Below are 25,730 nucleotides of genomic sequence, written 5' to 3'. Positions count from 1 at the left end.
TGGTTGGGATTGCTAAGGACTGATTAAATTGAATATTCATCAATCACCCATGTATCCTTAATTCCACCACCTTGTGATGAGTTAACCACCAATGAACCTTGTTGCATTGCAACTCGGGTCAAACCACCCGGAACGATTTCTATACGTTCAGGTGAGGTTAAAATGAATGGTCGTAAATCAATATGACGTTCAGCAATTCCTTGTGAGGTTAATGTTGGCGCTACTGATAAATCTAATGTCGGTTGCGCAATATATGCTGAAGGTGAAGCCATTAATTTAATTCTAAATAAATCAATTTCTTGTTCAGTTGCTTTAGGACCTATCAGCATCCCATAACCACCAGAACCTTGAGCTTCTTTTACGACCAATTGATCGAGATTTGCCAACACATAATCCAATGCATCAGCGTCACGACATTGATAAGTGGGTACATTTGATAAAATTGGCTTTTCATTCAGATAATAAGCAATCATTTGATCCACATAAGGATAAATTGACTTATCATCAGCAACCCCTGTACCTGGTGCATTTGCAATGACCACATTACCACTCAAATAAGCTGACATCAGCCCTGCAACACCTAAAGTACTGTCAGGTCTAAAACATAAAGGGTCTAAAAAACCATCATCTAAACGTCTATAAATTACATCAACCTGCTGACGTCCTCGGATGGTTTTCACATAAACCTTGTCGTTTTCAACAAAAAGGTCACGAGATGTCACCAAGGGTACACCCATCTCTCTTGCTAAAAATGAATGCTCATAATATGCACTATTGTAACGACCCGGCGTCAGCACCACGATTGTGGGTGTAGTGACTCTTGAATTTTCAGCGAGAATTTCACGCAAAAGCTGTGGATATTGCTCGATACTTGCAACTTGCTGATTGCATAATTCAGGCATCAATTTTTGACTCATCTTACGGCTTTCAATCATGTAAGACACACCAGAAGGGGTTCGTAAGTTATCTTCTAAGACAAAGAACTCCCCGTGTCGATCACGGACAATGTCGATACCACTGATTTGACTATAAATATTTCCATTTAAACTGTGATTCATCATGATCGGTTGATACGCTTCATGTGAAAGCACTGGTAACTCAGGAATAAAACCTTCTCTTAAAATATTTTGCTCATGATAAATATCAGCAAGAAATAGATTTAAAGCTTTGATACGTTGCGTACATCCTGCCTCGATTTTGTTCCATTGTTGTTTGGCAATCACTCGGGGAATCAAATCAAAAGGAATGGTGCGATCAATCCCAGATTTCTCTCCATATACAGCAAAGGTAATTCCTTGATATAAAAAATGCGCTTTAGCTGTTTCATTTAGTTTTTCAAGCTCATAAATACTATGTTGAGATAACCAATGCTCAACTTTTTCCGCAGTTTCAGGTGAAAGAACATGATCATCGGTCATTTCATTAAAGAAAATAGAATCGAGTTGTTTAAGTAAATGCACTGCTGGTTGCTGCATCTCAATATTTAAATGAACAGCTGCCTGAATATTTTTTATCTCTTTTAATTCACCTGTATTCGACTGAATCTGCTCTTCAATCATTGACACAGCAAAACGTTCTGCATAATTTTCATTACTTGAATTTGTATCCATCGTTTCTTTTAGCATACAAACCTCTTCTTATGTTCTCTGGTGGCAGGATGAATCAAGCAATATCAATGCCAACAATCATTGAGTCTTAAAATGTTTTTCAGCATCAGGTTTGAAATCTTTTAACCAGCTTTTATTAATTCATTGTTTATTGTTTAGCTCAATGTGAGTTTTGATCGAACTTGTTTCAAAATTTTTTAGTGTGTGTTTTCAAGGTCTAACAAATTAATTTAAGGATAGAACTTGCAGAAAGTTTTTTATTTTTCTATTGTGTAGCAGATTTATTTCCCTTAAACCTTCACGATTTCAACGATATTTGACATGTCTGCACAAGAAAAAGAAACCTCCAACAGCCTCTATCGCCAATGGCAAATTTTGTCCCGACTTTCTACGGGTAAATGGATGGGCACACGTGAGTTACAAGAAGTCTTAGAGCGTGAAGGAATTGAGATCAGTTTGCGTACTATTCAACGTGATCTCAATCAAATTGCGCAACGCTTTCCCATCGAAAGCAACAAGACTGTGCCTCAAGGTTGGCGTTGGCGCTCAGATGCACCAATTCAAAGCTTGCCTCATATGACCAGCTCTCAGGCAGTCACATTTATGATGGTTGAGGAACATTTAAAGCACCTGTTACCACCAAGTTTGATTGATGAAATGAATCCTTGGTTTGATCTAGCTCGTCGCAGTTTGTCAACTCAGAATAATGTTCGACAATGGATTAATCGAGTGCGTATTGTTCCTGCTAGTCAGCCTGTAATCCCTCCTTTGGTTGAGAGACAGGCGCAACAGGCAATCTATGAAGGATTACTCCAAGACAAGCAAATTGAATGTATTTACCGTTCACGTGGTCATCAAGGTGAGGAAAAAACTTATATTCTCAATCCTTTAGGCTTGGTGCAAAAAGGTGCGATCATTTATTTGATTTGTACCAGACATGATAAAACCGAAGTCCAAACTTTTGCTTTACATCGTTTTAAATCAGCAACAGTCTTAGACTTGCGAGCATTACATCCTGTTAAATTTGATATTGATGAGTATATTGATTCAGGTGCACTTGGTTTTAGAGTTGATTTTTCTCAACCAACCAAGAATGTTGAATTAAAACTGGTGATGCACGAAGATGATGCGCAGTACTTTACAGAAAGTCAGCTCAGCAAAGAGCAAAAAGTTGAACAATTAAATGAACAACTGTATCAAGTGAGTGCAGTAGTTCCCTTTACCTCACAATTGGTATGGTGGCTGAGAAGCTTCGGTAAAAAGATTGTTCGAATCGAACCTGTAGAAGTTTTTAATGCAGTTCATGAAATTGAATAATCAATATTAACTAGCATAGATACAAGTTTTACATACAAGCCCCAATAAAAAAGAGCCTCTCGGCTCTGATATCTTATTGTTTTTGTTTTTAAATTTTATTATTTTGCGCTGATTAAAACTCATGTCACATTTTTACATGTCCACAAGACATGAGTTTTCATTGGAGTAAGTTGAACATCACATCAGACAGCACGCAAGTTCAGCATTGTTGTAACGGATTGATTTCATCGTCATAGTAACCACCTCTCGTTTGAATGTAGATTGACTATAACCACGATTTTTCAAACTGAAAAATAATTAAAACTGCTTTGTTTTTCACCAATTCTGTTTAAGCGTTATTTGTATAACCTTAGATTCAATCTAATTATTTAGAATTTATCACCAACAAAAACCAATAAGATGCGCAACTAAAATCTTTATCGAGATATGCTTACTTGATGAATCTACTGATAAAATCAAAGCTTCATCATTCAAATGACTTTTCAATTGATATAAATATTCATTTTGAAGATGCGATGTAAATACTGAGTTTTTCCAATAAAGGTTCCACCAATGCTTTGCCTCTTAATTGATTCAACCATAGCTGAGGAATGGCATGATAACCAAAATACAATCCAGCTATACCACCAGCCACACATGCAGTTGTATCGGTGTCTCTGCCTAATGCAATCGAGCTTTTAATCACATCTTGATATGACTTTTTTTGGAGGACATATCTTGCTGAATTTAAACAATCAACCACATAACCACTCCCCGTCCCCTGAACGAATTCATCAGGACGAATATATAACTCAAGCTGTTGCAAATCTTCTGGTCGATCTTGTAAACATTGGCGTAGTCTTGCAACTGCATCCGACCACGCAGGCTCAATATCCAATCCGTTCAGAATTGATCTAGCCCATAAGCAATACAAAGCACAACATACCTTTGACCTTAGATGTGCATGGGTAATATGAGACTGAGTATATGCATCCTCAATCAACTGTTGATCTGAACCTTGATGCCACAACGCTAAAGGCAATACACGCATAAGTGAACCATTACCATTGGCATGTTCATCATTTTTAGCAACCTGAGATAGAGGGACACCCATTAAATACTTTCTTATCGATTCAGCAGTTTGCACACCAACATCGAAAACTTGATAGTCAACTGCCATATATCCATACTGATACCAATTACACAACCGCTTCATGAGATCTTCTGCATCCATTTTATGCTTATACAGGAGTGAATCGAGCAAACTTAGCGCTTGTGCACCATCGTCCGACCATGTCCCTAGTGGAATTTCTGGATAAGTCTTAGAAAAATAAGCAGGTGGAAGCATATCAATTTGATTATATTCAGGTAACTGTTCAGGCAGATTAAACTCATAAGGCACACCGACTGCATCTCCAATCAATAGCCCATAAATTGCACCTTTAATTCGATCTTGCTTGTTCATGTTATTCTCAGAACTACTCATTTATTTTATATTGTCATAAAGACCATATATTTTCAACAAGCAACTATACATTCTTTGGGTTATAAAAAAGCCCGCAAAAAGCGGGCTTTTTTAAGGATTCGAACTTAAGCAGATTTTTTCATTTGGTTATGTTTACGAATCGTAATCATCACCAATTGAACAGCCGCAGGTGTTACCCCTGGAATACGACTCGCTTGTGCAAGCGTTTCTGGCAATACATTTTTAAGTTTCATGGTAATTTCACGAGAAAGACCTGAAACAGCGTCATAGTCAAAATCAGCAGGAATTTTGGTATCTTCCAAACGCTTCATTTGAGCAACATCTTCTTGCTGACGGTTGATATAGCCTGCATATTTCACCGCAATTTCGATTTGCTCACCCACAAATGCAGATACTTCAGAGCCTGTCAATTCCGCAATTTGAGAGAAATTGATATTTGGACGTTTAAGCAAATCAATCGCAGAACACTCTTTGGAAAGATCTGCACCAGTCATTTCAACGAATTTTTTACCCATCGGGTTATTTGGTGCCGCCCATAGATGTTGCAAACGACCTGTTTCTTTTTCAACTGCTTCCATTTTTTCACAATATGCAGCCCATCGCTCATCGTCAACCAAGCCCATTTCACGACCAATCGCTGTTAAACGCTGATCTGCATTATCTTCTCGAAGCATCAAACGGTATTCTGCACGCGAGGTAAACATACGGTACGGTTCTTTAGTCCCTAAAGTAATCAAGTCATCAACCAAAACACCCATATATGCTTCATCACGCTTAGGTGTCCATTGCTCTTGATCCCAAGCACGACGAGCAGCATTTAAACCTGCCAATAAACCTTGCGCACCAGCTTCTTCATAGCCTGTCGTACCATTGATCTGACCAGCAAAATACAAGTTATTGATGGATTTTGTTTCTAACGAGAATTTCAACGATTGCGGATTGAAATAATCATATTCAATTGCATAGCCTGGACGAAGGATATGTGCATTTTCCATACCGCGAATTGAACGTACCAACTCAAACTGAACATCAAATGGCAATGATGTTGAAATACCATTTGGATAAAGTTCATGGGTGTCCAAGCCTTCAGGCTCTAAGAAAACCTGATGCGAGTCTTTATCAGCAAATTTATGAATTTTGTCTTCAATTGATGGACAATAACGTGGACCAACCCCTTCAATCACACCTGTATACATCGGTGAGCGATCCAAACCACCACGAATGATTTCATGGGTACGTTCGTTGGTATGTGTAATATAGCAATTCACCTGTTCTGGATGCATAGACACATCTCCCATGAATGACATGGTTGGAGATGGAAAATCACCCGGTTGTGGGATCATCACAGAAAAGTCAACTGAACGAGCATCAATACGTGGTGGCGTACCTGTTTTTAAACGCCCCACTGGTAAGTTTAATTCACGTAAACGCGCAGCTAAAGAAATAGAAGGAGGATCACCTGCACGACCGCCCGACGAATTATTCAATCCAACGTGAATAACTCCACCCAAGAATGTACCTGTTGTCAACACAACTGTTTTCGCATCGAAGCGAATACCCATTTGAGTGACGACCCCCTTCACCGTATCGCCTTCAACGATAAGATCATCAGCGGCTTGTTGGAAAATGTCTAAGTTAGCTTGATTTTCCAAAGTATGACGAATTGCAGCTTTATAACGAATACGGTCAGCTTGAGCACGTGTCGCACGGACAGCAGCGCCTTTACGCGAATTCAGGATACGGAATTGGATACCACCTTTATCAGCAGCGAGAGCCATTGCTCCACCCAACGCATCGATTTCGCGAACCAGATGAGATTTACCAATCCCACCAATAGCAGGGTTACAGCTCATCTGCCCTAAAGTCTCAATGTTATGAGTCAAAAGCAGAGTCTGTCGACCCATACGCGCCGCAGCAAGTGCTGCTTCCGTACCTGCGTGACCGCCACCGATAACAATGACATCGTAAACTTTAGGATAATGCATAGTGATAAATGAGAGATAAAAAGAATGACAGGAAATTATAGCAAAAATTTACGCTCAGTTTTAGGCGGTTTTACAAAAATTTATCTCACAAATCACACTTATTTCCAATTAAACATTTAGATACATAGGCAACATAAATTGACACTTCGTTTCAGTAAGTCCCTACAAATCAAATTTAACTTAGCAAAAAACCGCTATACCATGAGAATCACTCAGATAATTAAATTTTCCATCATGAATACAAGGAATACGATTATGAAAAATACATTGTCTAAGATGATGACGGCTTCATTGTTGAGTTGTATGGCAATTGGTTTTGCTCATGCTGCTGAGGAAAACACCAGTAAAGCTGAAGTGAAAAAGCAAATTCAGGTTTGTGCTAAGAAAAAGCAAGGTGATTGGGTCACTTATGCCAATAAAGGTGTAACTTTTAACGGTACGTGTGAACCCAATGAAAATGGTAAGCTTCAATTTAGCTTCCCTGCACCACCAGCAGGCAGTAACACAACAGGTGCTGCTGCAGCGCCAGAACCTGCGATGGAAAATCGTCCTGCTGTAGAACAAGCTGCTCCTGCAAGTGCTGATGCACCTGCAACCAATGACGCTTCTCAAGCGGAACAGCCAGCGGTTGAACAACCTAGCCAAGCTGTACCAAGTGAAGACCCAATTCAAGCTCAATAATTTCCTCTAACTCAACACTTCTTCTTATCTTGATGGAGTGAGTGATAATTTCATTCATCTATGTTGAAAAATGGATAAATGTTGAGATTAAAAGAGATTCCGTTTAACGGGATCTCTTTTTTTATATTCAGGGATCCTACAGTTAAACCACCTGATTATTCATACAAGTGATTTAATTTCAATCATGTATATCCAATGAACTTTATGCTTTATACAGATTGTTAGAAGTTTTGGTGATTCATTTATTTTTTGGGATTTAAAATTAGGGATAGTCTTTGAATGACCACTTGAATCCACTCCACTTATTATAAATATAAGATATTGTATTTATTAATTTTTTAATAAAATTCATTACTCTCTAAAAGAGTATTTTTTTAATTATTCATCAGTCATGTTTTTTATTTTTATATTTTGATTGTTTCGATTACACTCAATTTTGAGTAAGGAATATTCACCTGTTTAAATGATTTAAAACAACAAAAAGGATGAAACTATGGATTCAGGAATAATCACCATCATGCTTCCACTCGCCCTCGCCATCATTATGATTGGTTTGGGCTTAGAGCTCACTCCGAAAGATTTCGCTCGGGTATCAAAACATCCGAAAGCGGTTTTGATTGCATTATTTTGTCAATTGGTACTTTTGGTCGGTATCGCTTTTGTCATCTGTAAAGTACTCGCCCTACCGCCTTTACTCGCAGTTGGATTAATGTTACTCGCTGCATCACCAGGTGGAAGTACCGCAAATTTATTTAGCTATTTATTTAAAGGTGACATTGCACTGAATATTACCTTGACTGCAATTAATTCTGTAATCGCAGCTTTTACCCTCCCCCTGATTGTTAACTTCTCCATTCAATACTTTATGAATGATGGGCAGCAAATCAGTATGCAGTTCAGCAAAATTCTTCAGGTTTTTGCAATTATTTTAATTCCTGTCTGTATCGGTATGCTGATTCGACATTATGCACCTCATTTTACGGAAAAATTAAATAAACCATTGCGCATTTTCTCAGTGGTCTTCTTGATACTCATCATTATCGGAGCAATTGCTAAAGAGCGCGCACATATTCTGGAATATCTCACTCAAGTCGGTTTAGCCACAGTAATTTTCTGTATTTGTAGTTTGCTCATCGGTTATTTTGTCCCAAGATTATTAGGTATCAATAGTGCGCAAGCACGTGCTTGCGCTTTTGAAATAGGTATTCATAACAGTACCTTGGCAATGACCATCGCACTGACGGTCATGGCAAATTCAACAGTGGCAATGCCTGCTGCAGTTTATTCGATATTTATGTATATTTTTGCAGCGATATTTGGTGCATTGATTTCAAGACATGCCACGCAAGAATCTGTAATTGAACGTGCATGAAAGATGATCCCATAAAACCGAAGTGGATGTTGATACATCCACTTTTTTATTTTGGCTGAAGCTAGGCGCACCTTGACAGTTTCCGTTACAATATTGGCTTTAAGAAAACGATTTAGGTCTTTCCCGTGAAGTGGTTACAAATTCATATTACAGTTGAACAAGCTCAAGTTGATTTTACTGAAACTTTATTAAGTTCTTTAGGTGCAGTAAGTGTGACGCTCGATGATGCTGAAAATCAAGACTTGCTTGAGCCTCTTCCAGGTGAAACACCTTTATGGAATAAAGTCATTGTTACAGGCATTTACGCTCAAGAAGACCATGAAGAAATCGATGTAGCGGCTTTAGAGACATTTATTCGCACTCAACTCCCGACTGCCCCAATGAAAAGTGAGTTCCTCGAAGACCAAGTTTGGGAACGCTCTTGGATGGACTACTATGAACCTATTCAAATTGGTGAAAAATACTGGATCGTACCTGAGTGGTTAGAGCCTCCTGAAGCTGATGCTGTCAATATCAAACTTGATCCGGGCTTAGCCTTTGGTACAGGCAACCATGCATCCACCTTCCTTTGCTTGCAATGGCTGGGTAAAACTGATGTTAAAGACAAAATTGTGATTGATTATGGTTGTGGTTCAGGCATTTTGGGTGTTGCAGCATTGTTATTAGGTGCAAAAAAAGTCTATGCAACTGATATTGACCCACAAGCAGTCTTAGCGACAAAACAAAATGCTGAGTTGAATGGTGTACTTGAAAATCTTTATGTCGGGCTTCCAGAAGAATTTAACGAAACGTTTAAGGCTCAACAAGCAGATGTACTGGTTGCAAATATTCTTGCTGGTCCATTGATGTCCCTTGCCGAAGAATTCTCAACTTTAATTAAATCTGAGGGCGAGTTCGCACTTGCAGGTGTAATTGAAGAGCAAGTTGCTGATGTTTCTAGTGTTTATTCTGAATTTTTTGATATAGTAGAGGTAGAGAAACGCGAAGAAAACTGGTGCAGAATTTCTGGTTCGCGTAAGAAATTTTAATCGATGAATATTTAACTATCTATGGCTGAAAAACAAACCCGCTGCCCTAATTGTGCTTCAATTTATAAAGTGTCAGTTACACAGCTTACTGTTGCGCAAGGTATGGTTTGTTGTCCAAAATGTGGCGATAACTTTAATGCACTGGTTCATCTTCAGCCCTCTCCTTCTGACCAGCAAGCGATAAATACCCCTGAAACAGAACACAAATTGAATCAGGAGTCTTTTGATAATCGTCGGAATGAAACCAGCGTGCTGGATATATTCAATCGTAAAGTTGAACATTCCAATATAGATCTGAGAACCTACTTAAATAATTTGAACTACTTTAATAATGAACCTGTTCATAATATTCCCAGTTTAAATCTATCGAAGGGACTCAATCACAAAGGCGATGATCTACTCAAACCGAAAAGTACTTTGTATTATTTGGCTTGGAGTTTCATCAATCTTTCATTGCTTAGCATTTTAATGTTCCAAATTGTTTGGTTTAACCCAAACTTGACTGACCGCTATCCTGCAATCAATACTGTTTTCACCAAAGCATGTTCAGTTTTTCATTGTGATACTGTCGATCAACGTTACAAACATATCGTGATTAGTAATCTCAGAGTAAAGGCAATTGATTCACAACAAACTCAATTTTCAGGTCAAATCAATAATCAGTACTCTAAAAGTTTAGAGCTCCCGATAATAAAGGTCACACTCAAAGCAAATGATAAAATAGTCAAAACCTATTCAATCCCAGCTGAAGACTATCTCATCAAGAGTTTGATAGGAATTAAACGAATTCCACAAAATAGCCCATATCCTTTTAAATTTGTCATTACAGAGCCTAGAAAAAGTTTTGATGACTATCAATTAGACGTCATTCATCCATAAAATTAAAAAAAACTACAAAAAAATGAAAAAAAATGTAGTTTTCTTGCTCATTTTTTCTGAGACAATGCTATCATACGCGCCACGAAAGCTTTGTCCTGCAAACTCCTCGCAATTTTTCACAAAAACTACTGTTTTGTTATGTGCTTTATATCCAATATCGCGCAAGTAGAACATTTTTTTGTTTAAAAGAGTGTAGTAACAAATATTAATCTATTGTTACGCTTATTTTTCACTCAACTCGACGATTTGTGGCAAGCTAATTGTTCTTGTTTTAGAGCCAACCGTTTTAGGATCTAAAACGGGGCTCAGATTTTTTTAGACCACATTTATATTGCTTTACCCAAGCAATATTTTGATTTTTCGGATTAACTCGCATGAATAGCAAATCTCCTATTTTTACTGCACAATCTGATGTCGCTCTTCGTATTCACGTAGATCGCGCAGTTCGTCACTATTTTGCACAATTGCAAGGTGAGCAACCATCTCAAGTGTACGATATGGTGCTAGCAGAAATGGAGAAACCTCTTTTATCTGTCGTTCTAGAATATACGCGCGGGAATCAGACACGCGCTGCTGAAATTCTCGGACTAAACCGCGGAACTTTACGCAAAAAGTTAAAAGCTCACGGTTTAATGAGTGAATAAATGATAAAATGCTCACGGCTTGCGTGGGCATTTTTTTTACCTACGTTTTGCCTACCTGTTCAATCTCTAGACTTAAAAACTGTTGACGAAGATCATGACTATTAAACGCGCTTTAATCTCTGTTTCTGATAAAACCGGGATCGTTGAATTTGCCCAGAACCTTGTTGCTCTTGGGGTAGAAATTTTATCTACTGGTGGTACATATAAGTTGCTTAAAGACAACAATGTCGCTGTAGTTGAAGTTTCAGAGCACACTGGCTTCCCTGAAATGATGGATGGTCGCGTAAAAACATTACATCCAAAAATTCATGGTGGTATCTTGGCTCGTCGTGGACTAGACGAAGCTGTCATGGCTGAACACAATATTGATGCGATTGATCTTGTTGTTGTAAACCTTTATCCATTTGCCGCAACTGTTGCTAAACCAAATTGTTCTCTTGCTGATGCAATTGAAAATATTGATATTGGTGGTCCAACAATGGTTCGTGCTGCTGCAAAAAATCATGCATCTGTGGGCATTGTGGTAAACGCAGCCGATTATGCAACGGTGATCAATGAACTCAAAACTGAGGGTGCGCTATCTTATGCAACTCGTTTTGATTTGGCAGTAAAAGCTTTTGAACATACTGCACAATATGATGGCATGATTGCATCTTACTTAGGCGCTCGAGTAGGTAAAGAAGAAGGTCAAGCAGATAAATTTGCACGTACTTTCAATACACAATTAAATAAAGTACAAGACCTGCGTTATGGTGAAAATCCTCACCAGTCTGCTGCTTTCTATGTTGAAGCAACTGCAACTGAAGCATCAGTTTCTACTGCAAAACAGTTACAGGGTAAAGAACTCTCTTATAACAATATCGCTGATACAGATGCAGCTTTAGAATGTGTGAAATCATTTGCTAAACCAGCTTGCGTGATCGTGAAACATGCCAACCCTTGTGGTGTTGCTGTATCACTTGATGGGATTCAAACAGCTTATGATCTTGCTTATGCAACAGATCCAGAATCAGCTTTTGGCGGCATCATTGCATTTAACCGCGAACTTGATGTAGCAACTGCTCAAGCGATCGTCGATCGTCAGTTCGTTGAAGTGATCATTGCACCTAGCATTGCAGATGGCGTTCTTGAAGTGACTGGTGCCAAGAAAAACGTTCGTGTCTTAGTTTGTGGCGAATTGCCAAAAATTGATGAACGTGCTGCACAATATGACTATAAACGTGTTAATGGCGGTTTACTTGTTCAAGACCAAGATCTTGGCATGATCACCAAAGATGATCTTAAAGTCGTAACAAAACGTGCTCCTACTGAAGCTGAAATTGATGATTTGATCTTCGCATGGAAAGTTGCGAAATATGTTAAATCAAATGCGATTGTCTATGCTAAAGGTCGTCAAACTATCGGTGTAGGTGCAGGTCAAATGAGCCGTGTCAACTCAGCACGTATTGCAGCTATTAAAGCTGAGCATGCTGGCTTAGTGGTTGAAGGTGCTGTAATGGCATCTGATGCATTCTTCCCATTCCGTGATGGTATTGATAATGCTGCAAAAGCAGGTATTAAATGTATTATTCAACCAGGCGGTTCTATGCGTGATGAAGAAACCATTGCAGCAGCTGATGAAGCTGGAATCGCTATGGTCTTTACAGGTATGCGTCATTTCCGTCATTAATTTACGATAAATCAAATTAGAAAATTCACCCAAATCCTCCTTTATAAAAAGGGGGATTTGTTACGAAATATAGGACGCTTTAAATTCCCCCCTCACCAATAAATGAGAGGAAAGAATTTAAAAAGGATACATTCAATGAACATTTTAGTTTTGGGTAATGGCGGTCGTGAACATGCACTTGCATGGAAAATCGCTCAAGATGAAAAAGTCACAAAAGTGTTTGTTGCACCTGGCAATGCAGGTACAGCTACAGAGCATAAATGTGAAAATGTTGCGCTCGACATCCTCGACAACCCTGCAATTATTCACTTTGCTAAGAATAATGCAGTCGATTTAATTGTTGTTGGTCCAGAAGCACCACTTGTAAATGGTGTTGTAGATGCAGGTCGAGCTGCTGGACTTAAAATTTGGGGACCTACTCAATTCGCTGCTCAGCTTGAGGGTTCAAAAGCTTTTGCTAAGCATTTCTTAAAACGCCACAATATTCCAACCGCCTTCTATGATGTGTTCACAGAAGTAGATGCGGCGAAAGCATTCGTAGAAAAAAATGGCGCGCCGATAGTGATTAAAGCTGACGGTCTTGCTGCAGGTAAAGGCGTTATTGTTGCAATGACTAATCAAGAAGCATTTGATGCGATTGATGACATGCTTGCAGGCAATAAGTTCGGCGATGCAGGTTCTCGTGTTGTGATTGAACAATTCCTTGCAGGTGAAGAAGCGTCTTTCATCTGTATGATTGATGGTGAAAACATTCTTCCAATGGCAACATCACAAGACCATAAGCGTATTTTTGAAGGCGATCAAGGACCAAATACTGGTGGTATGGGTGCATACTCTCCTGCCCCTGTGGTCACTGCTGAAGTCTTTGATAAAGTGATGAAAGAAGTGATGCGTCCAACTGTAGATGGCATGAAAGCAGATGGTCATGTTTATACAGGTTTCCTCTATGCAGGTTTAATGATTGATGATGAAGGTCAACCACGTGTGATTGAATTCAACTGTCGTTTTGGAGATCCTGAAACACAACCGATCATGATGCGTTTAAAATCGTCTTTGGTTGATTTGGTTGAAGCGGGTATCGACGGTCAACTTCCTGCAGAAGCTGAATGGGATGAGCGTAAAACTGTAGGGATCGTTCTCGCATCGAAAGGTTATCCTGAAACTTCGAGTAAAGATGATGTCATTTCTGGTTTAGATACAGAAATGGCTGATGCAAAAGTATTCCATGCAGGCACGGCTAAAAATGCCAATGGTGAGATTGTCACTGCGGGTGGTCGAGTACTTTGCGTGACTGCTTTAGGCAACACAATTGGCGAAGCACAGGCGAAAGCTTTAGAACTTTGCCAAAAAGTGACTTTTGATGGTGTTCAATATCGTAAAGATATTGGTTACCGCGCAATTGCACGTGAAAATGCCTAAAATCTTTTGATACTTCACAAATGCCTGCGGCAGCAGACAGTTTTTAAGTGTCATCGCTTTTAATCTCAAAGAAGCTTAAAACCCGCTTCAATGCGGGTTTTTTATTGCTAATTCAAGCACAAATTTTAATTTCGTTTATTAAATTAGCCCCCTCAAATTAATCATGAGCTTCAGTTGCATTTCTTAACCAATCTAGCAATTGTGGAAATTCAATATAACCATCACTGGCAAGGAAGTGTCCAGCATTGGGTATCACTGTATAAGCAAAGTTAAGTTCTTGAGCCAACGCTAGACTTAATTCTTTGGGGACATATTGATCATGATCAGAAATAAACATCTGCCCATGCAGAATTTTATTTTTAAAAGAAAAGTCTTTTTTCGTAGCAAGAATATATCCATCCAACTGAGGTAAGGCTTTCAATCGTTCAGAAAATCCTGACACACAAACCACCCCACCGATTTGCTGAAAGTTTGATTGTGCAAGATAATCAAGTAAGGTGATACAGCCCAAACTATGCGCAACGAAAAATGTATGTTTATCAATTCGAGGAATATTGTCTTTTAACGTTTTATTCCACGCTAAAAGATGAGGACGGCTTGAATCAGGTAAAGCAATTTTTATAACACGGTTATTTTGATCGCTTATGTTACGCTCAATATAACCAAACCAATGATCATTCACATTTGCACCGTAGCCATGAATAATATAAATATTATTTTGCGCAAATGCTGCATTGGTCAATAGAAAAAAACTGAATACAACAATGATAAATCTCATAAGTTTAGCACTCTGTTGACAGGACATTCATCATGCTAAAGTATGACAGTAGTGTGAGTGTCAAGTGAATTCATACCGCATTGAGAACATCACACTAACAAATTAATTCACATCAGAAATAAACTCATTCCGAGCCAGCGAAAAAGCTAAATCATGAAATATATGCCCAACTGACGTTATGATCTAAAATAACGTGAGTTCGATGTAACCACATCTTTAACTTATTGAAAAACATTAAGTCTCGGCGGAGTCTTGCTGAGTTTTCACCCAATTTCAGGATCAGCCTGCGGCTCGCCATACTTTTGTTTTGGCATGAGGAGCGAAGCTCCGCAAGGGCAACCATCTTGCGCAGCGGTATCGCTGCTCACCGCAAAACTCGTCAACCACCAGCAACATATTTAATCAATCGCAGAAACAATACCTTGTAGAAGTAGTCCTGCCTCAAACAGTTGCGGATGACGTTTCCGAGTATCAAATTTCATCAAGAGTTTTTATCGAACTCAGGTTAAAATATTCAATGAGACAAGCCAGTCAATAGATTCAAACTGATATTTTTATGAGACTAACTAAGCACGAGATATAAAAATATCTTGAATACTCCCTTTGTTTTGGCTATCCCTATAAAATTCCTATATCTAAAATTGAGATAAAAAATCCTAAAAAATTTATATATAATGAATAAGCATAAAATTTAAACAACGTTATGAAAAAATTCAACAAAAGCGATTGTTTTACCTCATAAATTAATAAAAAAATTGATATTTAATCTGATGCAGCATGATACATTGTTAAAAAACAACCACTATGTATAACATTGATTTATTGATATGATTAATCAATCTTTAGGGGCAGTTTTAAACAATTAAAATTCCTTTAAAACTTCACTCTAATTCCCAAATGTAAAGATCATAGATAGCGCAATACGACATGTACGTCAGCGCATTATTTATTTTCAAAGATGTTAAAAATTCGATTTAAACCATCGAGAATGCAAGGGACTCATTTCGATTGCATTTCCTACTTAGGACTGATTCATGAAAAAGCTGTTTGGCGTTTTACTCAGCGCATCTGTGCTTACCCTTTCTGCTTGTGGAAAACAAGAAGCTCCAAAAAATGACACTGCTCAAGCAGATGCAGGAAAAGAACAAGTCGTAACTATGGCTTCAACGGGTTCGGATGCAGATATTTGGCGTTATATCGCAACACTTCCTGAAACCAAACAAGCAGGGATTAAGCTTGAAGTTAAAAATTTCACTGACTATGTTGCAATGAACACTGCTGTTGCCAACAAAGAAGTCGATATTAATGCTTTCCAATCGTACGCTTACCTTGTGGCTTTCAATGATTCTAACAAAGAAAAAATTGCACCGATCTCTACAACTTATTTAGAGCCAATGGGTATCTACTCTAGCAAAGTTAAAAAAGTTGAAGCGTTCGCAAATGGCGCAACGATTGCGATTCCTAACGATGGTGCAAACGAATCACGTGCTTTATTGTTGCTTCAATCTGCTGGGTTAATCAAATTAAAAGATGGCTTTGATCTTGTTAAAGGTACACCTGCTGACATTACAGAAAATACTAAAAAAATCGTGATCAAACCGATTCAAATGGCAACTGCGGTTCGTGCTAAAGATGAAGTTGATGCGATTGTTTTAGGCAACACGCTCGCAATGGAAGGTGGTTTAAATGTACTTAAAGATTCAATTTACTATGAACCAGTAGACCAAACCACCAAAATGAATGTCAATGTATTAGCGGTAGCTGATGCGCGTAAAGACGATCCTATCTTGAAAAAAGTGGGTGAGTTATATCATGTTGCAGCTGTTGGTAAATATGTTCAAGAACACTTTGGTGGTACTAAAGTAGATGTGAATAAACCAGTAAGCTACCTTACAGAAGCAAAATAGCCTTATAATGGCTTATAAACAAAACAGGCAAAGCGACTTTGCCTGTTTTTTCTTTTTAGTATAGTTTTTGACGATATGATTGAATTTAAAAACATTTCAAAACACTATGAGTTAAAAGGTCAGACCATACGTGCGTTGGATCAGATTAATCTGGAAATTCCTGCGGGCAGTATTTTTGGCATTATTGGCTATAGTGGCGCTGGTAAAAGTACCTTAATCCGCTTGATTAACCTGCTTGAGCGCCCCAATGAAGGTCAGGTCATTATCAATCAAAAAGACTTTACAGCACTTGATGCACGTACATTACGTCAAGAACGTGCAAACATCGGGATGATCTTTCAGCATTTTAATTTACTACAAACCAAAACAGTGGCAGACAACATTGAAATGCCTCTGAAATTATTGGGCGCAAACAAGTCTGAACGTGAAAAACGCCTAAATGAGTTGCTTGAGTTTATTGACTTAAAGCATAAAAAAGATGCGTATCCCGATGAGCTTTCAGGTGGTCAAAAACAACGTGTCGGTATTGCTCGTGCCTTAGCAAATCATCCAAAAATTTTGCTTTGTGATGAGGCAACTTCTGCACTCGATCCACAAACCACAAAATCTGTGCTTGCTTTGCTTAAAAAAATTAATCAGGAACAAGGAATTACTGTGGTAATGGTTACCCACGAAATGGATGTCATCGAATCTGTTTGTGACTATGTGGCTGTCATGGAACAAGGTAAAGTCATCGAAACGGGTTCAACTCTTGAAATCTTTAGCCAACCACAACATCCTACGACAAAAAACTTCATACAGACTGTTTTACAGCAACAATTGCCTGTAAATATTTTAAATAATTTAGAAAATCAAAATCATAAAAGTATTTACAGCCTACAATTCCTTGGCACGTCTGCTCAAGAAACTGTCGTTCAAGCTGCAATTAAACAATTTGATGTCAGTTTGAATATATTATTTGCCAATATGACTGAAATTAATGGTTCAGTGATCGGTCAAATGTTTATCCAGCTTCTCGGTGATGCAGAAAATATTCGTCAGACGATTGAATTTTTTGAAAGAAATGGTGTAAAAGTTGAACAGTCAGGAGTGCGAGTATGAGAGAGCTCATTGTACAGTGGCTAACAACTTTGACCGCTCCCTTTTGGAAAAGTTCACTCAGCATTGACCAATTTGTTACAGCAATGCAAGAAACCCTACAAATGGTTTTCTTTGCGATGTTGTTCGGTACAATCTGGGGCTTTATTCAAGCCATTATCTTATTGGTCACTCGCCCAAATGGTATTCTGCCGAATCGTGCCGTTTATCAAATTCTGAACCCGATCGTAAATGCTTTACGCTCACTCCCCTTCATTATCCTGCTTATTGCTGTATTCCCACTGACAAAAGCACTGGTGGGTACTACCATCGGAACATGGGCAGCAATCGTTCCGTTAACGATTTATGTTGGTCCATATATTGGACGCTTAGTGGAAACGTCGCTACTCGAAGTAAATGAAGGAATTATTGAATCAGCTCAAGCAATGGGTGCATCTCCTTGGCAGATTATTTTTAAATTTATCATTCCAGAATCACGCAGTTCTCTGATCCTGAGTCTAACCACAGCGACGATCAGTTTGATTGGTGCAACTGCTATGGCAGGTGCCGTTGGTGCTGGCGGTATTGGTGATTTAGCTATTTCTTATGGTTATCAACGCTTTGACCAAAGTGTGGTCTATCTCACTGTTATTGTATTGTTGGTTCTAGTCCAAATTGTTCAAAGCTTAGGAAATTGGTTATCTAAACTGAGATAATCGTGATTCTGAAATCATACCCTCCACCTTGAGGGTATTTTTTTGATTGCACTCAGTATAATTTGAATTGAACCCTATAAAAGTTAGTCCTTACTCGCTAGTCTCTTGATCAAACACTCATAACTAAGTAAGTTATGGAAAATTTAAGGCGTCTTTAAAATGAATAAACTTAACCAAATATTTAATCGAACACTTATATCAACACTTTTTCTTTTTACGATGGGAAGTTTTGCACATGGTTCCGAAGATTACACCACAACAGTAAAAGTAAATGGAATAGAACTCAATCAAGCAATTAGTGCAGTACAAGTTGACAAATTATTAGGGAAAAATAGTCAAAAGATCACCAAAGAGTACGCAGAATGTACAGGAAACTATGAATATTCAACCTCTACACCATCTGGAAAAAAATTGAAATTTGAAATATTTGCTGAAGACAACCCACAAATTAAATCTGACAGTTTTTATAAAAATAAACAAAACTTTCAACAACTGGGAACAACCAAAGGGCGTGTTTGGTTATCTTGGTCAAATAGTCAGAACATCAATGACAGTATTTTCGTGAATAACCAAGCCATCACCCATCAATACACACTTAATCAATTTAAAAAAGATTTTCCAAACAGCGCAAAGAACGGCACAGACGTTCTGATTTTAACCAGTGCTGAAGCGAAACAATATTTAAAAAAATCCACCGAATTTGAAATAGGTTATACCGCCTATGTCCATTTTGATTTCAAAAACGGTAAGCTAAATAAACTTGAAATCAACCAAGGAATGACTTGTTAAGTTGACTTAGCATAGCTGATCATTGATTGGCTATGCTTGACAATTGAAATCCTTCAGATCAACCAACAGCCTACTTTCTCATTCTCACTCCCTGCTTTAATGCATGCTTAGCGAGATGATTTAGTGACTTTCCAACTTGTCTATTGAGTGAATTTGATATTAAATTTAAGTCAGCGTATACAGGGAATACAATGATGCAATTTAAAATTCACGTCATCGATGTTAAAAACCAATTACAAAACTATATTTGGCTTATCGAACACCAACAAAGCCATAATGTTGTTGCGATTGATCCGACTGAAGCATCATTGGTTGAGGATTATTGTAAAGAACAGCAACTTAATTTAGAGCAAATTTGGCTCACACACTGGCATAAAGATCATATTGGTGGTGTTCCAGAACTGATTGCGAATCGCAATATTCCTGTATATGGACCACGTGAAGAACTAAGTCATATCCCCTTTATAACTCACCCACTACAACATGATGATCAATTTGAATTCCATGGAGTCAAAATTGATATTATCGCGGTACCAGGACACACCTTAGGACACATTGTTTACTTCATAGATGCGCTCGATAGCGTATTTTGTGGAGATACGCTTTTTGCTATGGGTTGCGGTCGCATGTTTGAAGGAACGCCAGAACAGTTTTATCATTCGCTCAATCGCCTTGCAGCGCTCCCACCAAGAACTCAAGTATATTGCACCCATGAATATACTCTTTCAAATGCACAATTTGCTTTACACATTGAACCTGAGAATCGCGCCATTCAACAACGAGCAGAAGAAATTAAACACCTGAGACAACAAGGAAAAATTACCTTACCCAGCAGCATTGAAATCGAACTTGAAACCAATCCATTTTTACGTGTTGAAAGTGCTGAAGAATTTGCTCGAATTCGGGCGCTTAAAGATAATTTTTAACGCGTTATACTGAGCCAAACTTGCATATTCAAGCTAAGCCAACCCAAACCTATTTTTTTACCAGCCTTTCAATGCGCAGTATTGTGACTACACGCCTATACCAGTGCTGTGCGAGATATGAAAGCATTGGCAGAATTTCTGCATCAATACAGCTACACATGTTACACAGCTTCCTATTCAGGACATGGCTTAGCGATTGATGATTTTGTAAATTACACCTCAATAGATTGATTACAGGATAGCCATAAGGCTTATCAATTCTTAAGACAACAAGGTTATGAGCCAATTGCTGTCATCGGTGTATCTTTGGGCGCGATATTATCCCTTGAACTCAGTAAAAAGTTCCCTGTCTCTGCATGCATTAGCATGTCTGCACCACTAGAATGAAAGGTAAATGATCTTTTTAAACACCTAGAGCAATATAACAACTACCTTAATCAGTTTCTAAATAACAAGACAACGCTCAACTCACTAGACTGAGCAAAAAAATCGATGAACCAGCTTCAAACACTTCAACAGCTCATTCAGACGACAATTAAAGACACTGCGTCGGTAATAGCACCGATTTTTTTATTATATGAAGAACTTGATGATGCACTCTATCAATCGAGTGCTCATACAATTTATGATCATGTGAATTTTACTAAAAAAAGATTAAGAATTATTCCAATACAGGACATCTCATGACACTTGAAGTTGATCAAACACAGTTTTTTGGCGATATTTTAGAATTCTTACAACAATATCATTCAATATAAGCTGAATCCCCTCTATTTTTGTTAAATTTACTTACATTTAAAGCAACGAGAATGAGAAAATTTCTGCTTTTAAAAAACCATAACTTTGCATCAAAATATTACAAACATGTTTCAATAATAAATATAACCATTTGTTTTATTTTAGTATTTTAACAACTATTCATATTACATTCATACTGATAGCAAAAAAATACGCATTGATACAAAAGCGTCATTTCTCAAAGTGCTCAAATATTGATATAAAAAATAAAATTCAACAAATTCCCCCTTTAAAAGTTTAAAGGTCATCCCTATTAAATTTGTAGGCAGGAATTAAGGAGATCTTCTGTGAAAAAAGTTGTTAAGGCAAAAAATTTAATTGCATTTCGTATTTGGTTAGAAAAATTAGGCTATTCAGTCAAAAACTTAGCGGATGGTAAAGGATTTACTTTCAGTTTTAAAAAAGAATATGGTTTAGTGACTTGTGATTTATCTGGTAATAATTTGGCAATGCAACTGGGTGAAGAATTTGAGGATCACTTAAAAGCTTAATTCAAGTCTCTATTATTTTTAATATTTAATGAAGTCTCTCTGAAAAAGACCAAATTGTTTTTTGATTTGGTCTTTTTTATTGCCTTAAATATAAAATTACAGGCAATAAAAAAGCATGATAAAAATCATGCTTTTTCGAATATGGTGGGGACGGAGAGACTCGAACTCTCACGCATCGCTGCGCTGGAACCTAAATCCAGTGCGTCTACCAATTTCGCCACGTCCCCGGATAAAACAACTATACGAATATAGTTTAAAATAAGTTGGCAGAGGATCAAGGATTCGAACCTTGACGAACGGTTTTGGAGACCGTCATGCTACCATTACACCAATCCTCTATTACATTTCATTTTGATACCACAAAATGAATTGCTTGGTGGGGACGGAGAGACTCGAACTCTCACACCTTGCGGCGCTGGAACCTAAATCCAGTGCGTCTACCAATTTCGCCACGTCCCCAATGGCTGTGTATATTATAGAGATCGTTTTGTTATGACAAGCCCTTTTTTCGAAAAAACCACTCGTTTGTTTAAATAAAAAACAAAAGCTGCAAATACTGCTTTTTGTTTAAACAATTTGGCTTAATACTTGTTTTATTTGATAAATATTTGAGCAACGTTGCTCATTTTTTTTGTTCAACATACTTTTTAAAATGCACTCTAAATATTTAAAACGATCTGGTAAACACACATTCAGCTTTTGACAATGCAAAATTGCCCAGTCTTGATAGCTTTTTGCAGACAAACGTCGCTGTGTTAACCATTCCAACCAAATAATGCCCAATGCGTAAATATCAGATTGAAACGTTTTCTGTTGTGCATGAAATAATTCAGGTGCCATATAACGAGGCGTTGCAGTTATTATCGGCTTCAATCCATAGCGATTTTGGTCAATACTGCAAGCTTGCTCAAAGTCGATCAGATAACTGCGCTGTTGTTGAGAGCGAAAGTGCTGAAGTTTTAAATCACCATGTATAAAACCATAGTTATGCAAGTTTTCCAGCACCACCAAGCTCGACATCAATTTACCGTAGACATCTTCTTGGGGGAATTGATCACTCACAGGTTTAAACAAAAGCTCAGTATCTTTAATCCAGATCGCCTGTTCAATTATCGCTTCATCTAACTGAAATTGTAGATACGGATCAATGATTGAAAAATCGCACAGCACCTTATGAGTCTTTGTCTCTAAAGCATTTAATTGTGTATAACAATTTAACTCGTTTAAAAAACTTTGCTCATAATCCTGATTGATATTTTTTATTTGTAGCTTTAGCCAAAAAAATTGATCGCCCTGTTTAAGCTGATAAACACGGCGACCAAATTTTTGACTTTGAATTGAATTTGATGCGACTGGAAGAATAATTTTGTTTTGGCTCATACTTCCGATAGCTGCCCAACAGCTTGAGAATGATTTATAGAATGGTTCAGCACTTCCAGACAGTGTTGAATTGTCTTACCAATACGGGCATGTGTTTCAATACTCGATATCTTCGGCCATGTAGCCCGCTCCCCTTCTCTTTGCAATAACTTAAATAAATGAGGTCGCGGATTTTGTAGCATATAACTATAATGACGCAGGCTATAATTTCCAATGATATTCACATCACCATAATAGCGTTGGTCAATCACGCCATAACCATGATCAAGCAGACGTCTCATTGAAGGTATACGCCCCATTCGACCACGAGCAAAATCCATAACCCCCATTGCCGCCATTCGTCCTTGCATCCGAACGATACGTTCTGGCCAACTCAATAGATCTTTACGATAGCGTTCTTCATCGTTCTGCATAAAGGGGACAATATGCGGATTCACTTGACTGGCAATGGTATAATTTAAATTATATAAACGAGACATACGTTCTTGAGGAAAATCACTTCGTACACTACCATCAACCCAACGCGTATTGGCTAAATACGGCGTATGAACACCATCATAACGTTTGCTGATTAAACGGACTGGCGGAAATAAAATCGGTACTGCACAAGAAGCCAACACCGCACTCCATACCAATAAATCTGGCGAAGTATATTTATTCATAATCCGTGCATCTTCTTGAGATACATCATATGGTGCAACAGTAACGTTAATGTCTAAACCAGATTTTTCAAAAGCTTCTTCAAAAGTTACATCACCTAAGTTTTCAATCAAAAACTTTTTCAGATAACGCACATCTGCAAAACCACCATTACCTTTAATTAATTCTTTAAAACTACGAAAATGAAAAGCCTCACTATAGAACTGATCACCTGACAAAAGATTTGGAATTTCTACTGGTTCATTGACACCTAACAGCGCAGTCATGATCGCTCCAGCACTTGAACCAGAAAGTACCTTTGGCATCAAATCTTGTTCCATAAGTGCTTTACACACACCACTATGAAATAAACCTAATGTCGCACCACCTGAAAACATCAGTGCAGGTTGACCATAGGCTTTTTCACAGTTTTTAAAAAAATCTCGTTTACTGTTTAAACATAATGAATGGCAACTTTCAGAAGCGATAAATGCCAAACTGTTACTCACTTCATCTATATAGTCTTCTATGATTTTTTTAGTCCCTACATAGGTATGTGCGAACAACATTGGATGCCCAATATTTGCAACATCGTGACTAAATCCTTCTCTGAGGATATACATCAAGTCATGTGTACGATTTTGCTGTCGATAACGTCGTAAAAGGTTTAAACGATGTGAAATGATCTCAGCATCAAAATAAGGAGACCCATTGTCAAATTTCCATTCTTGCGCACCGGTTTCTTCATCTAGTTTTAATGCAATCGACTTCCACTCTTCGTAATTCTCCGCATGTTCAAGTTTTCGCTTTAATTTTTTGATTCGATAGGCTTGGTGCGGATTTAAATCCTGAGTGAGTTCTAATAGCATTTCTAATTTTCCTTTGATTTCAACCCGAGGATGAAGACTCATCTGTAAACTATGCTTAAAAATAAGCAGATAATCAATTACCACAAGTCATTTAATTTTTTGGCAATCAACGCCAATAATCACCAATTGAGATGAGCTCAATAAAATTACTGTGCTAATATCATCCATACTTTGTAATTTCTGAAAATAGCGAACGGATATGGCAACTTTAGATTTACCAGACAATATCATCCAAAAATTATCTCAAGTTCTTGATCAATTACAGCAATTTTTACCTAAAACCAAACAAGAACCTGACTTTTCGGCAGTTGCTTTTCGATGGCATGATCAACAACTCAAAGCCATTTACAATCCCAAAGCCATTCACCTAGATGATCTTAAAGGAATCGAAAGGCAAAAAGCCAAAATTTTACAAAATACCGAACAGTTCCTGCATGGATTACCTGCAAATGATATTCTACTGACTGGATCGCGTGGTACTGGGAAGTCTTCTATTGTACGCTCCTTGTTAACTCAGTATTCTGAACAAGGTTTACGCTTAATTGAAATTGAACGTGATGACTTATCAGATCTTCCAGAAATTCAAAAAATTATCCAAAATCGTCCTGAAAAATTTATCGTTTATTGTGATGATTTGGCATTTAATGCTGAAGATGAAAATTATCGTAGTTTAAAAAGTGTCTTAGATGGTTCTTTACAGTCCGGTTCGAGTAACTTTGTGATCTATGCAACCAGTAATCGTCGTCATTTATTGCCGGAGTTTATGCACGAGAACACCCCCGTTACTAAAGTCGATGTACCTCAATATAAAGAACTCCACCCTCAAGAAGCCATTGAAGAAAAGATTTCTTTATCTGATCGCTTTGGAATGTGGCTGTCATTTTATCCCATGGATCAGAATCTTTATTTGGAAATTGTTGAACATTATCTTAAAAAAGAATCCATGCCCTTTGGCGAGGAAGTTCGCGCTGAAGCACTGAGATGGTGTCAAGCGCGTGGACAACGTTCAGGACGTGCCGCATATCAGTTTTCTAAGCACTGGATTGGTTCTGAGCGATTAAAATCAGTCTAATCTTTATCCTGTCTTTCAAGTATTTGCCAACCAATACCCTGATTCGAATATCAGGGTATTTTGTTGATTATGTTGTTCTTTACTCAAAACAAATCATGTTTTAGCAACACGTTACATATCAGAATTGTTGGAATTACATGCAATTGAATATCAAATATATTAAAACATTATATTCTATATATATTTCAATCATTTAAAATTCCACTACTAATTTCGTCAGCT

Annotated in this window: 21 protein-coding genes and 3 tRNA genes; 15 read left to right on the top strand and 9 right to left on the bottom strand. The window is 37.8% G+C overall.

Translation table 11 applies throughout. The features are described from left to right. Positions 1 to 23 precede the first annotated feature (23 nt). Complete coding sequence (locus TOL5_RS08505; RefSeq protein WP_121775672.1) at positions 24 to 1,625, bottom strand: circularly permuted type 2 ATP-grasp protein; 1,602 nt, start codon at positions 1,623 to 1,625, stop codon at positions 24 to 26. A gap of 303 nt (positions 1,626 to 1,928) precedes the next feature. On the opposite strand from TOL5_RS08505, the gene TOL5_RS08500 reads away from it, so the two are divergent. Then, positions 1,929 to 2,924 carry a helix-turn-helix transcriptional regulator gene (locus tag TOL5_RS08500; RefSeq protein ID WP_004824446.1) on the top strand — a complete coding sequence of 332 codons (996 nt, stop codon included), beginning with the start codon at positions 1,929 to 1,931 and terminating at the stop codon, positions 2,922 to 2,924. Positions 2,925 to 3,423: 499 nt separating this feature from the next. Here the strand turns inward: TOL5_RS08500 and TOL5_RS08495 are convergent, their stop codons facing one another. After that, the gene (locus tag TOL5_RS08495; protein ID WP_121775671.1) at positions 3,424 to 4,368 is read right to left on the bottom strand and encodes an ADP-ribosylglycohydrolase family protein; all 945 of its coding nucleotides are present in this window, start codon (positions 4,366 to 4,368) and stop codon (positions 3,424 to 3,426) included. Positions 4,369 to 4,493: 125 nt separating this feature from the next. Beyond that, a complete protein-coding gene (mnmG, locus tag TOL5_RS08490) occupies positions 4,494 to 6,374 on the bottom strand; it encodes a tRNA uridine-5-carboxymethylaminomethyl(34) synthesis enzyme MnmG (RefSeq protein ID WP_004824451.1) in 1,881 nt (626 codons plus the stop codon). 255 nt (positions 6,375 to 6,629) lie between these two features. Between mnmG and TOL5_RS08485 the strand changes: the two genes are divergently transcribed. The 7 genes from TOL5_RS08485 (at position 6,630) to purD (ending at position 14,066) form a co-directional block, all read left to right on the top strand. Continuing rightward, positions 6,630 to 7,055 (top strand): hypothetical protein, encoded by a 426-nt coding sequence (locus tag TOL5_RS08485; RefSeq protein WP_004824452.1) that lies wholly within the window; start codon positions 6,630 to 6,632, stop codon positions 7,053 to 7,055. A 493-nt stretch (positions 7,056 to 7,548) separates the two neighbouring features. Beyond that, positions 7,549 to 8,427, top strand: a complete 879-nt coding sequence (locus TOL5_RS08480) for a bile acid:sodium symporter family protein (protein ID WP_009584495.1) — start codon at positions 7,549 to 7,551, stop codon at positions 8,425 to 8,427. Positions 8,428 to 8,552: 125 nt separating this feature from the next. Next, complete coding sequence (gene prmA, locus TOL5_RS08475) at positions 8,553 to 9,455, top strand: 50S ribosomal protein L11 methyltransferase (RefSeq protein WP_004824454.1); 903 nt, start codon at positions 8,553 to 8,555, stop codon at positions 9,453 to 9,455. Positions 9,456 to 9,476: 21 nt separating this feature from the next. Then, positions 9,477 to 10,334, top strand: coding sequence for a zinc-ribbon and DUF3426 domain-containing protein (locus TOL5_RS08470; protein WP_046761099.1), 858 nt, complete (start codon positions 9,477 to 9,479; stop codon positions 10,332 to 10,334). Between the two features lie 374 nt (positions 10,335 to 10,708). Further along, positions 10,709 to 10,978, top strand: a complete 270-nt coding sequence (gene fis / locus TOL5_RS08465; protein WP_001086304.1) for a DNA-binding transcriptional regulator Fis — start codon at positions 10,709 to 10,711, stop codon at positions 10,976 to 10,978. A gap of 94 nt (positions 10,979 to 11,072) precedes the next feature. Next, positions 11,073 to 12,647 (top strand): bifunctional phosphoribosylaminoimidazolecarboxamide formyltransferase/IMP cyclohydrolase, encoded by a 1,575-nt coding sequence (gene purH, locus TOL5_RS08460; RefSeq protein ID WP_004824458.1) that lies wholly within the window; start codon positions 11,073 to 11,075, stop codon positions 12,645 to 12,647. Between the two features lie 135 nt (positions 12,648 to 12,782). After that, positions 12,783 to 14,066: a phosphoribosylamine--glycine ligase gene (gene purD, locus TOL5_RS08455; protein WP_005032218.1), complete on the top strand. Its 1,284-nt coding sequence runs from the start codon at positions 12,783 to 12,785 to the stop codon at positions 14,064 to 14,066. Between the two features lie 157 nt (positions 14,067 to 14,223). Here the strand turns inward: purD and TOL5_RS08450 are convergent, their stop codons facing one another. Beyond that, positions 14,224 to 14,844, bottom strand: a complete 621-nt coding sequence (locus TOL5_RS08450) for an RBBP9/YdeN family alpha/beta hydrolase (protein ID WP_042089649.1) — start codon at positions 14,842 to 14,844, stop codon at positions 14,224 to 14,226. Positions 14,845 to 15,878: 1,034 nt separating this feature from the next. Between TOL5_RS08450 and TOL5_RS08445 the strand changes: the two genes are divergently transcribed. The 6 genes from TOL5_RS08445 (at position 15,879) to TOL5_RS08420 (ending at position 21,548) form a co-directional block, all read left to right on the top strand. Then, positions 15,879 to 16,751 (top strand): MetQ/NlpA family ABC transporter substrate-binding protein, encoded by an 873-nt coding sequence (locus TOL5_RS08445; RefSeq protein WP_004824470.1) that lies wholly within the window; start codon positions 15,879 to 15,881, stop codon positions 16,749 to 16,751. 75 nt (positions 16,752 to 16,826) lie between these two features. Next, positions 16,827 to 17,852, top strand: coding sequence for a methionine ABC transporter ATP-binding protein (locus TOL5_RS08440; protein ID WP_121775345.1), 1,026 nt, complete (start codon positions 16,827 to 16,829; stop codon positions 17,850 to 17,852). Beyond that, positions 17,849 to 18,544, top strand: coding sequence for a methionine ABC transporter permease (locus TOL5_RS08435; RefSeq protein WP_004824474.1), 696 nt, complete (start codon positions 17,849 to 17,851; stop codon positions 18,542 to 18,544). Before TOL5_RS08440 ends, TOL5_RS08435 begins: the two co-directional genes overlap by 4 nt. Before the next feature lie 159 nt (positions 18,545 to 18,703). Then, complete coding sequence (locus TOL5_RS08430; protein ID WP_121775344.1) at positions 18,704 to 19,333, top strand: hypothetical protein; 630 nt, start codon at positions 18,704 to 18,706, stop codon at positions 19,331 to 19,333. Between the two features lie 191 nt (positions 19,334 to 19,524). Further along, positions 19,525 to 20,259, top strand: coding sequence for a hydroxyacylglutathione hydrolase (gene gloB / locus TOL5_RS08425; RefSeq protein ID WP_042089646.1), 735 nt, complete (start codon positions 19,525 to 19,527; stop codon positions 20,257 to 20,259). 1,085 nt (positions 20,260 to 21,344) lie between these two features. Then, on the top strand, positions 21,345 to 21,548 hold the full coding sequence (locus TOL5_RS08420; protein WP_004719296.1) for a hypothetical protein: 204 nt from the start codon (positions 21,345 to 21,347) through the stop codon (positions 21,546 to 21,548). 142 nt (positions 21,549 to 21,690) lie between these two features. Here TOL5_RS08420 and TOL5_RS08415 read toward each other — a convergent pair. From TOL5_RS08415 to TOL5_RS08395, 5 genes are all read right to left on the bottom strand, one after another. After that, positions 21,691 to 21,775: transfer RNA gene (locus TOL5_RS08415), tRNA-Leu, on the bottom strand. Between the two features lie 37 nt (positions 21,776 to 21,812). Beyond that, positions 21,813 to 21,886: transfer RNA gene (locus TOL5_RS08410), tRNA-Trp, on the bottom strand. Between the two features lie 36 nt (positions 21,887 to 21,922). Then, positions 21,923 to 22,007, bottom strand: a tRNA-Leu gene (locus TOL5_RS08405). Positions 22,008 to 22,115: 108 nt separating this feature from the next. Continuing rightward, the gene (locus tag TOL5_RS08400; protein ID WP_121775343.1) at positions 22,116 to 22,928 is read right to left on the bottom strand and encodes a protein kinase domain-containing protein; all 813 of its coding nucleotides are present in this window, start codon (positions 22,926 to 22,928) and stop codon (positions 22,116 to 22,118) included. Next, positions 22,925 to 24,436, bottom strand: coding sequence for a DUF3336 domain-containing protein (locus TOL5_RS08395; RefSeq protein WP_004824479.1), 1,512 nt, complete (start codon positions 24,434 to 24,436; stop codon positions 22,925 to 22,927). The genes TOL5_RS08400 and TOL5_RS08395 overlap by 4 nt, the downstream gene beginning before the upstream one ends. 199 nt (positions 24,437 to 24,635) lie before the next feature. On the opposite strand from TOL5_RS08395, the gene TOL5_RS08390 reads away from it, so the two are divergent. Beyond that, complete coding sequence (locus TOL5_RS08390; protein WP_004824480.1) at positions 24,636 to 25,508, top strand: ATP-binding protein; 873 nt, start codon at positions 24,636 to 24,638, stop codon at positions 25,506 to 25,508. The last annotated feature ends 222 nt before the right edge of the window (positions 25,509 to 25,730 follow it).

The organism is Acinetobacter sp. Tol 5 (assembly GCF_019702905.1).
GTDB lineage: Bacteria > Pseudomonadota > Gammaproteobacteria > Pseudomonadales > Moraxellaceae > Acinetobacter > Acinetobacter bereziniae.
Note: the sequence above shows the minus strand (reverse complement) of the source record. Positions and strands in the feature narration are given on the sequence as shown.

What these genes read in the sequence shown, in the direction of transcription:
- TOL5_RS08435 (WP_004824474.1), top strand. Translation starts at nt 17,849, where the DNA reads ATGAGAGAGCTCATTGTACAGTGGCTAACAACTTTGACCGCTCCCTTT.
- mnmG (WP_004824451.1), bottom strand. Translation starts at nt 6,374, where the DNA reads ATGCATTATCCTAAAGTTTACGATGTCATTGTTATCGGTGGCGGTCAC.
- TOL5_RS08505 (WP_121775672.1), bottom strand. Translation starts at nt 1,625, where the DNA reads ATGCTAAAAGAAACGATGGATACAAATTCAAGTAATGAAAATTATGCA.
- TOL5_RS08480 (WP_009584495.1), top strand. Translation starts at nt 7,549, where the DNA reads ATGGATTCAGGAATAATCACCATCATGCTTCCACTCGCCCTCGCCATC.
- TOL5_RS08495 (WP_121775671.1), bottom strand. Translation starts at nt 4,368, where the DNA reads ATGAACAAGCAAGATCGAATTAAAGGTGCAATTTATGGGCTATTGATT.
- TOL5_RS08470 (WP_046761099.1), top strand. Translation starts at nt 9,477, where the DNA reads ATGGCTGAAAAACAAACCCGCTGCCCTAATTGTGCTTCAATTTATAAA.
- TOL5_RS08450 (WP_042089649.1), bottom strand. Translation starts at nt 14,844, where the DNA reads ATGAGATTTATCATTGTTGTATTCAGTTTTTTTCTATTGACCAATGCA.
- TOL5_RS08395 (WP_004824479.1), bottom strand. Translation starts at nt 24,436, where the DNA reads ATGCTATTAGAACTCACTCAGGATTTAAATCCGCACCAAGCCTATCGA.
- TOL5_RS08500 (WP_004824446.1), top strand. Translation starts at nt 1,929, where the DNA reads ATGTCTGCACAAGAAAAAGAAACCTCCAACAGCCTCTATCGCCAATGG.
- fis (WP_001086304.1), top strand. Translation starts at nt 10,709, where the DNA reads ATGAATAGCAAATCTCCTATTTTTACTGCACAATCTGATGTCGCTCTT.
- TOL5_RS08485 (WP_004824452.1), top strand. Translation starts at nt 6,630, where the DNA reads ATGAAAAATACATTGTCTAAGATGATGACGGCTTCATTGTTGAGTTGT.
- purH (WP_004824458.1), top strand. Translation starts at nt 11,073, where the DNA reads ATGACTATTAAACGCGCTTTAATCTCTGTTTCTGATAAAACCGGGATC.
- gloB (WP_042089646.1), top strand. Translation starts at nt 19,525, where the DNA reads ATGATGCAATTTAAAATTCACGTCATCGATGTTAAAAACCAATTACAA.
- purD (WP_005032218.1), top strand. Translation starts at nt 12,783, where the DNA reads ATGAACATTTTAGTTTTGGGTAATGGCGGTCGTGAACATGCACTTGCA.
- TOL5_RS08400 (WP_121775343.1), bottom strand. Translation starts at nt 22,928, where the DNA reads ATGAGCCAAAACAAAATTATTCTTCCAGTCGCATCAAATTCAATTCAA.
- TOL5_RS08445 (WP_004824470.1), top strand. Translation starts at nt 15,879, where the DNA reads ATGAAAAAGCTGTTTGGCGTTTTACTCAGCGCATCTGTGCTTACCCTT.
- TOL5_RS08390 (WP_004824480.1), top strand. Translation starts at nt 24,636, where the DNA reads ATGGCAACTTTAGATTTACCAGACAATATCATCCAAAAATTATCTCAA.
- TOL5_RS08440 (WP_121775345.1), top strand. Translation starts at nt 16,827, where the DNA reads ATGATTGAATTTAAAAACATTTCAAAACACTATGAGTTAAAAGGTCAG.
- TOL5_RS08430 (WP_121775344.1), top strand. Translation starts at nt 18,704, where the DNA reads ATGAATAAACTTAACCAAATATTTAATCGAACACTTATATCAACACTT.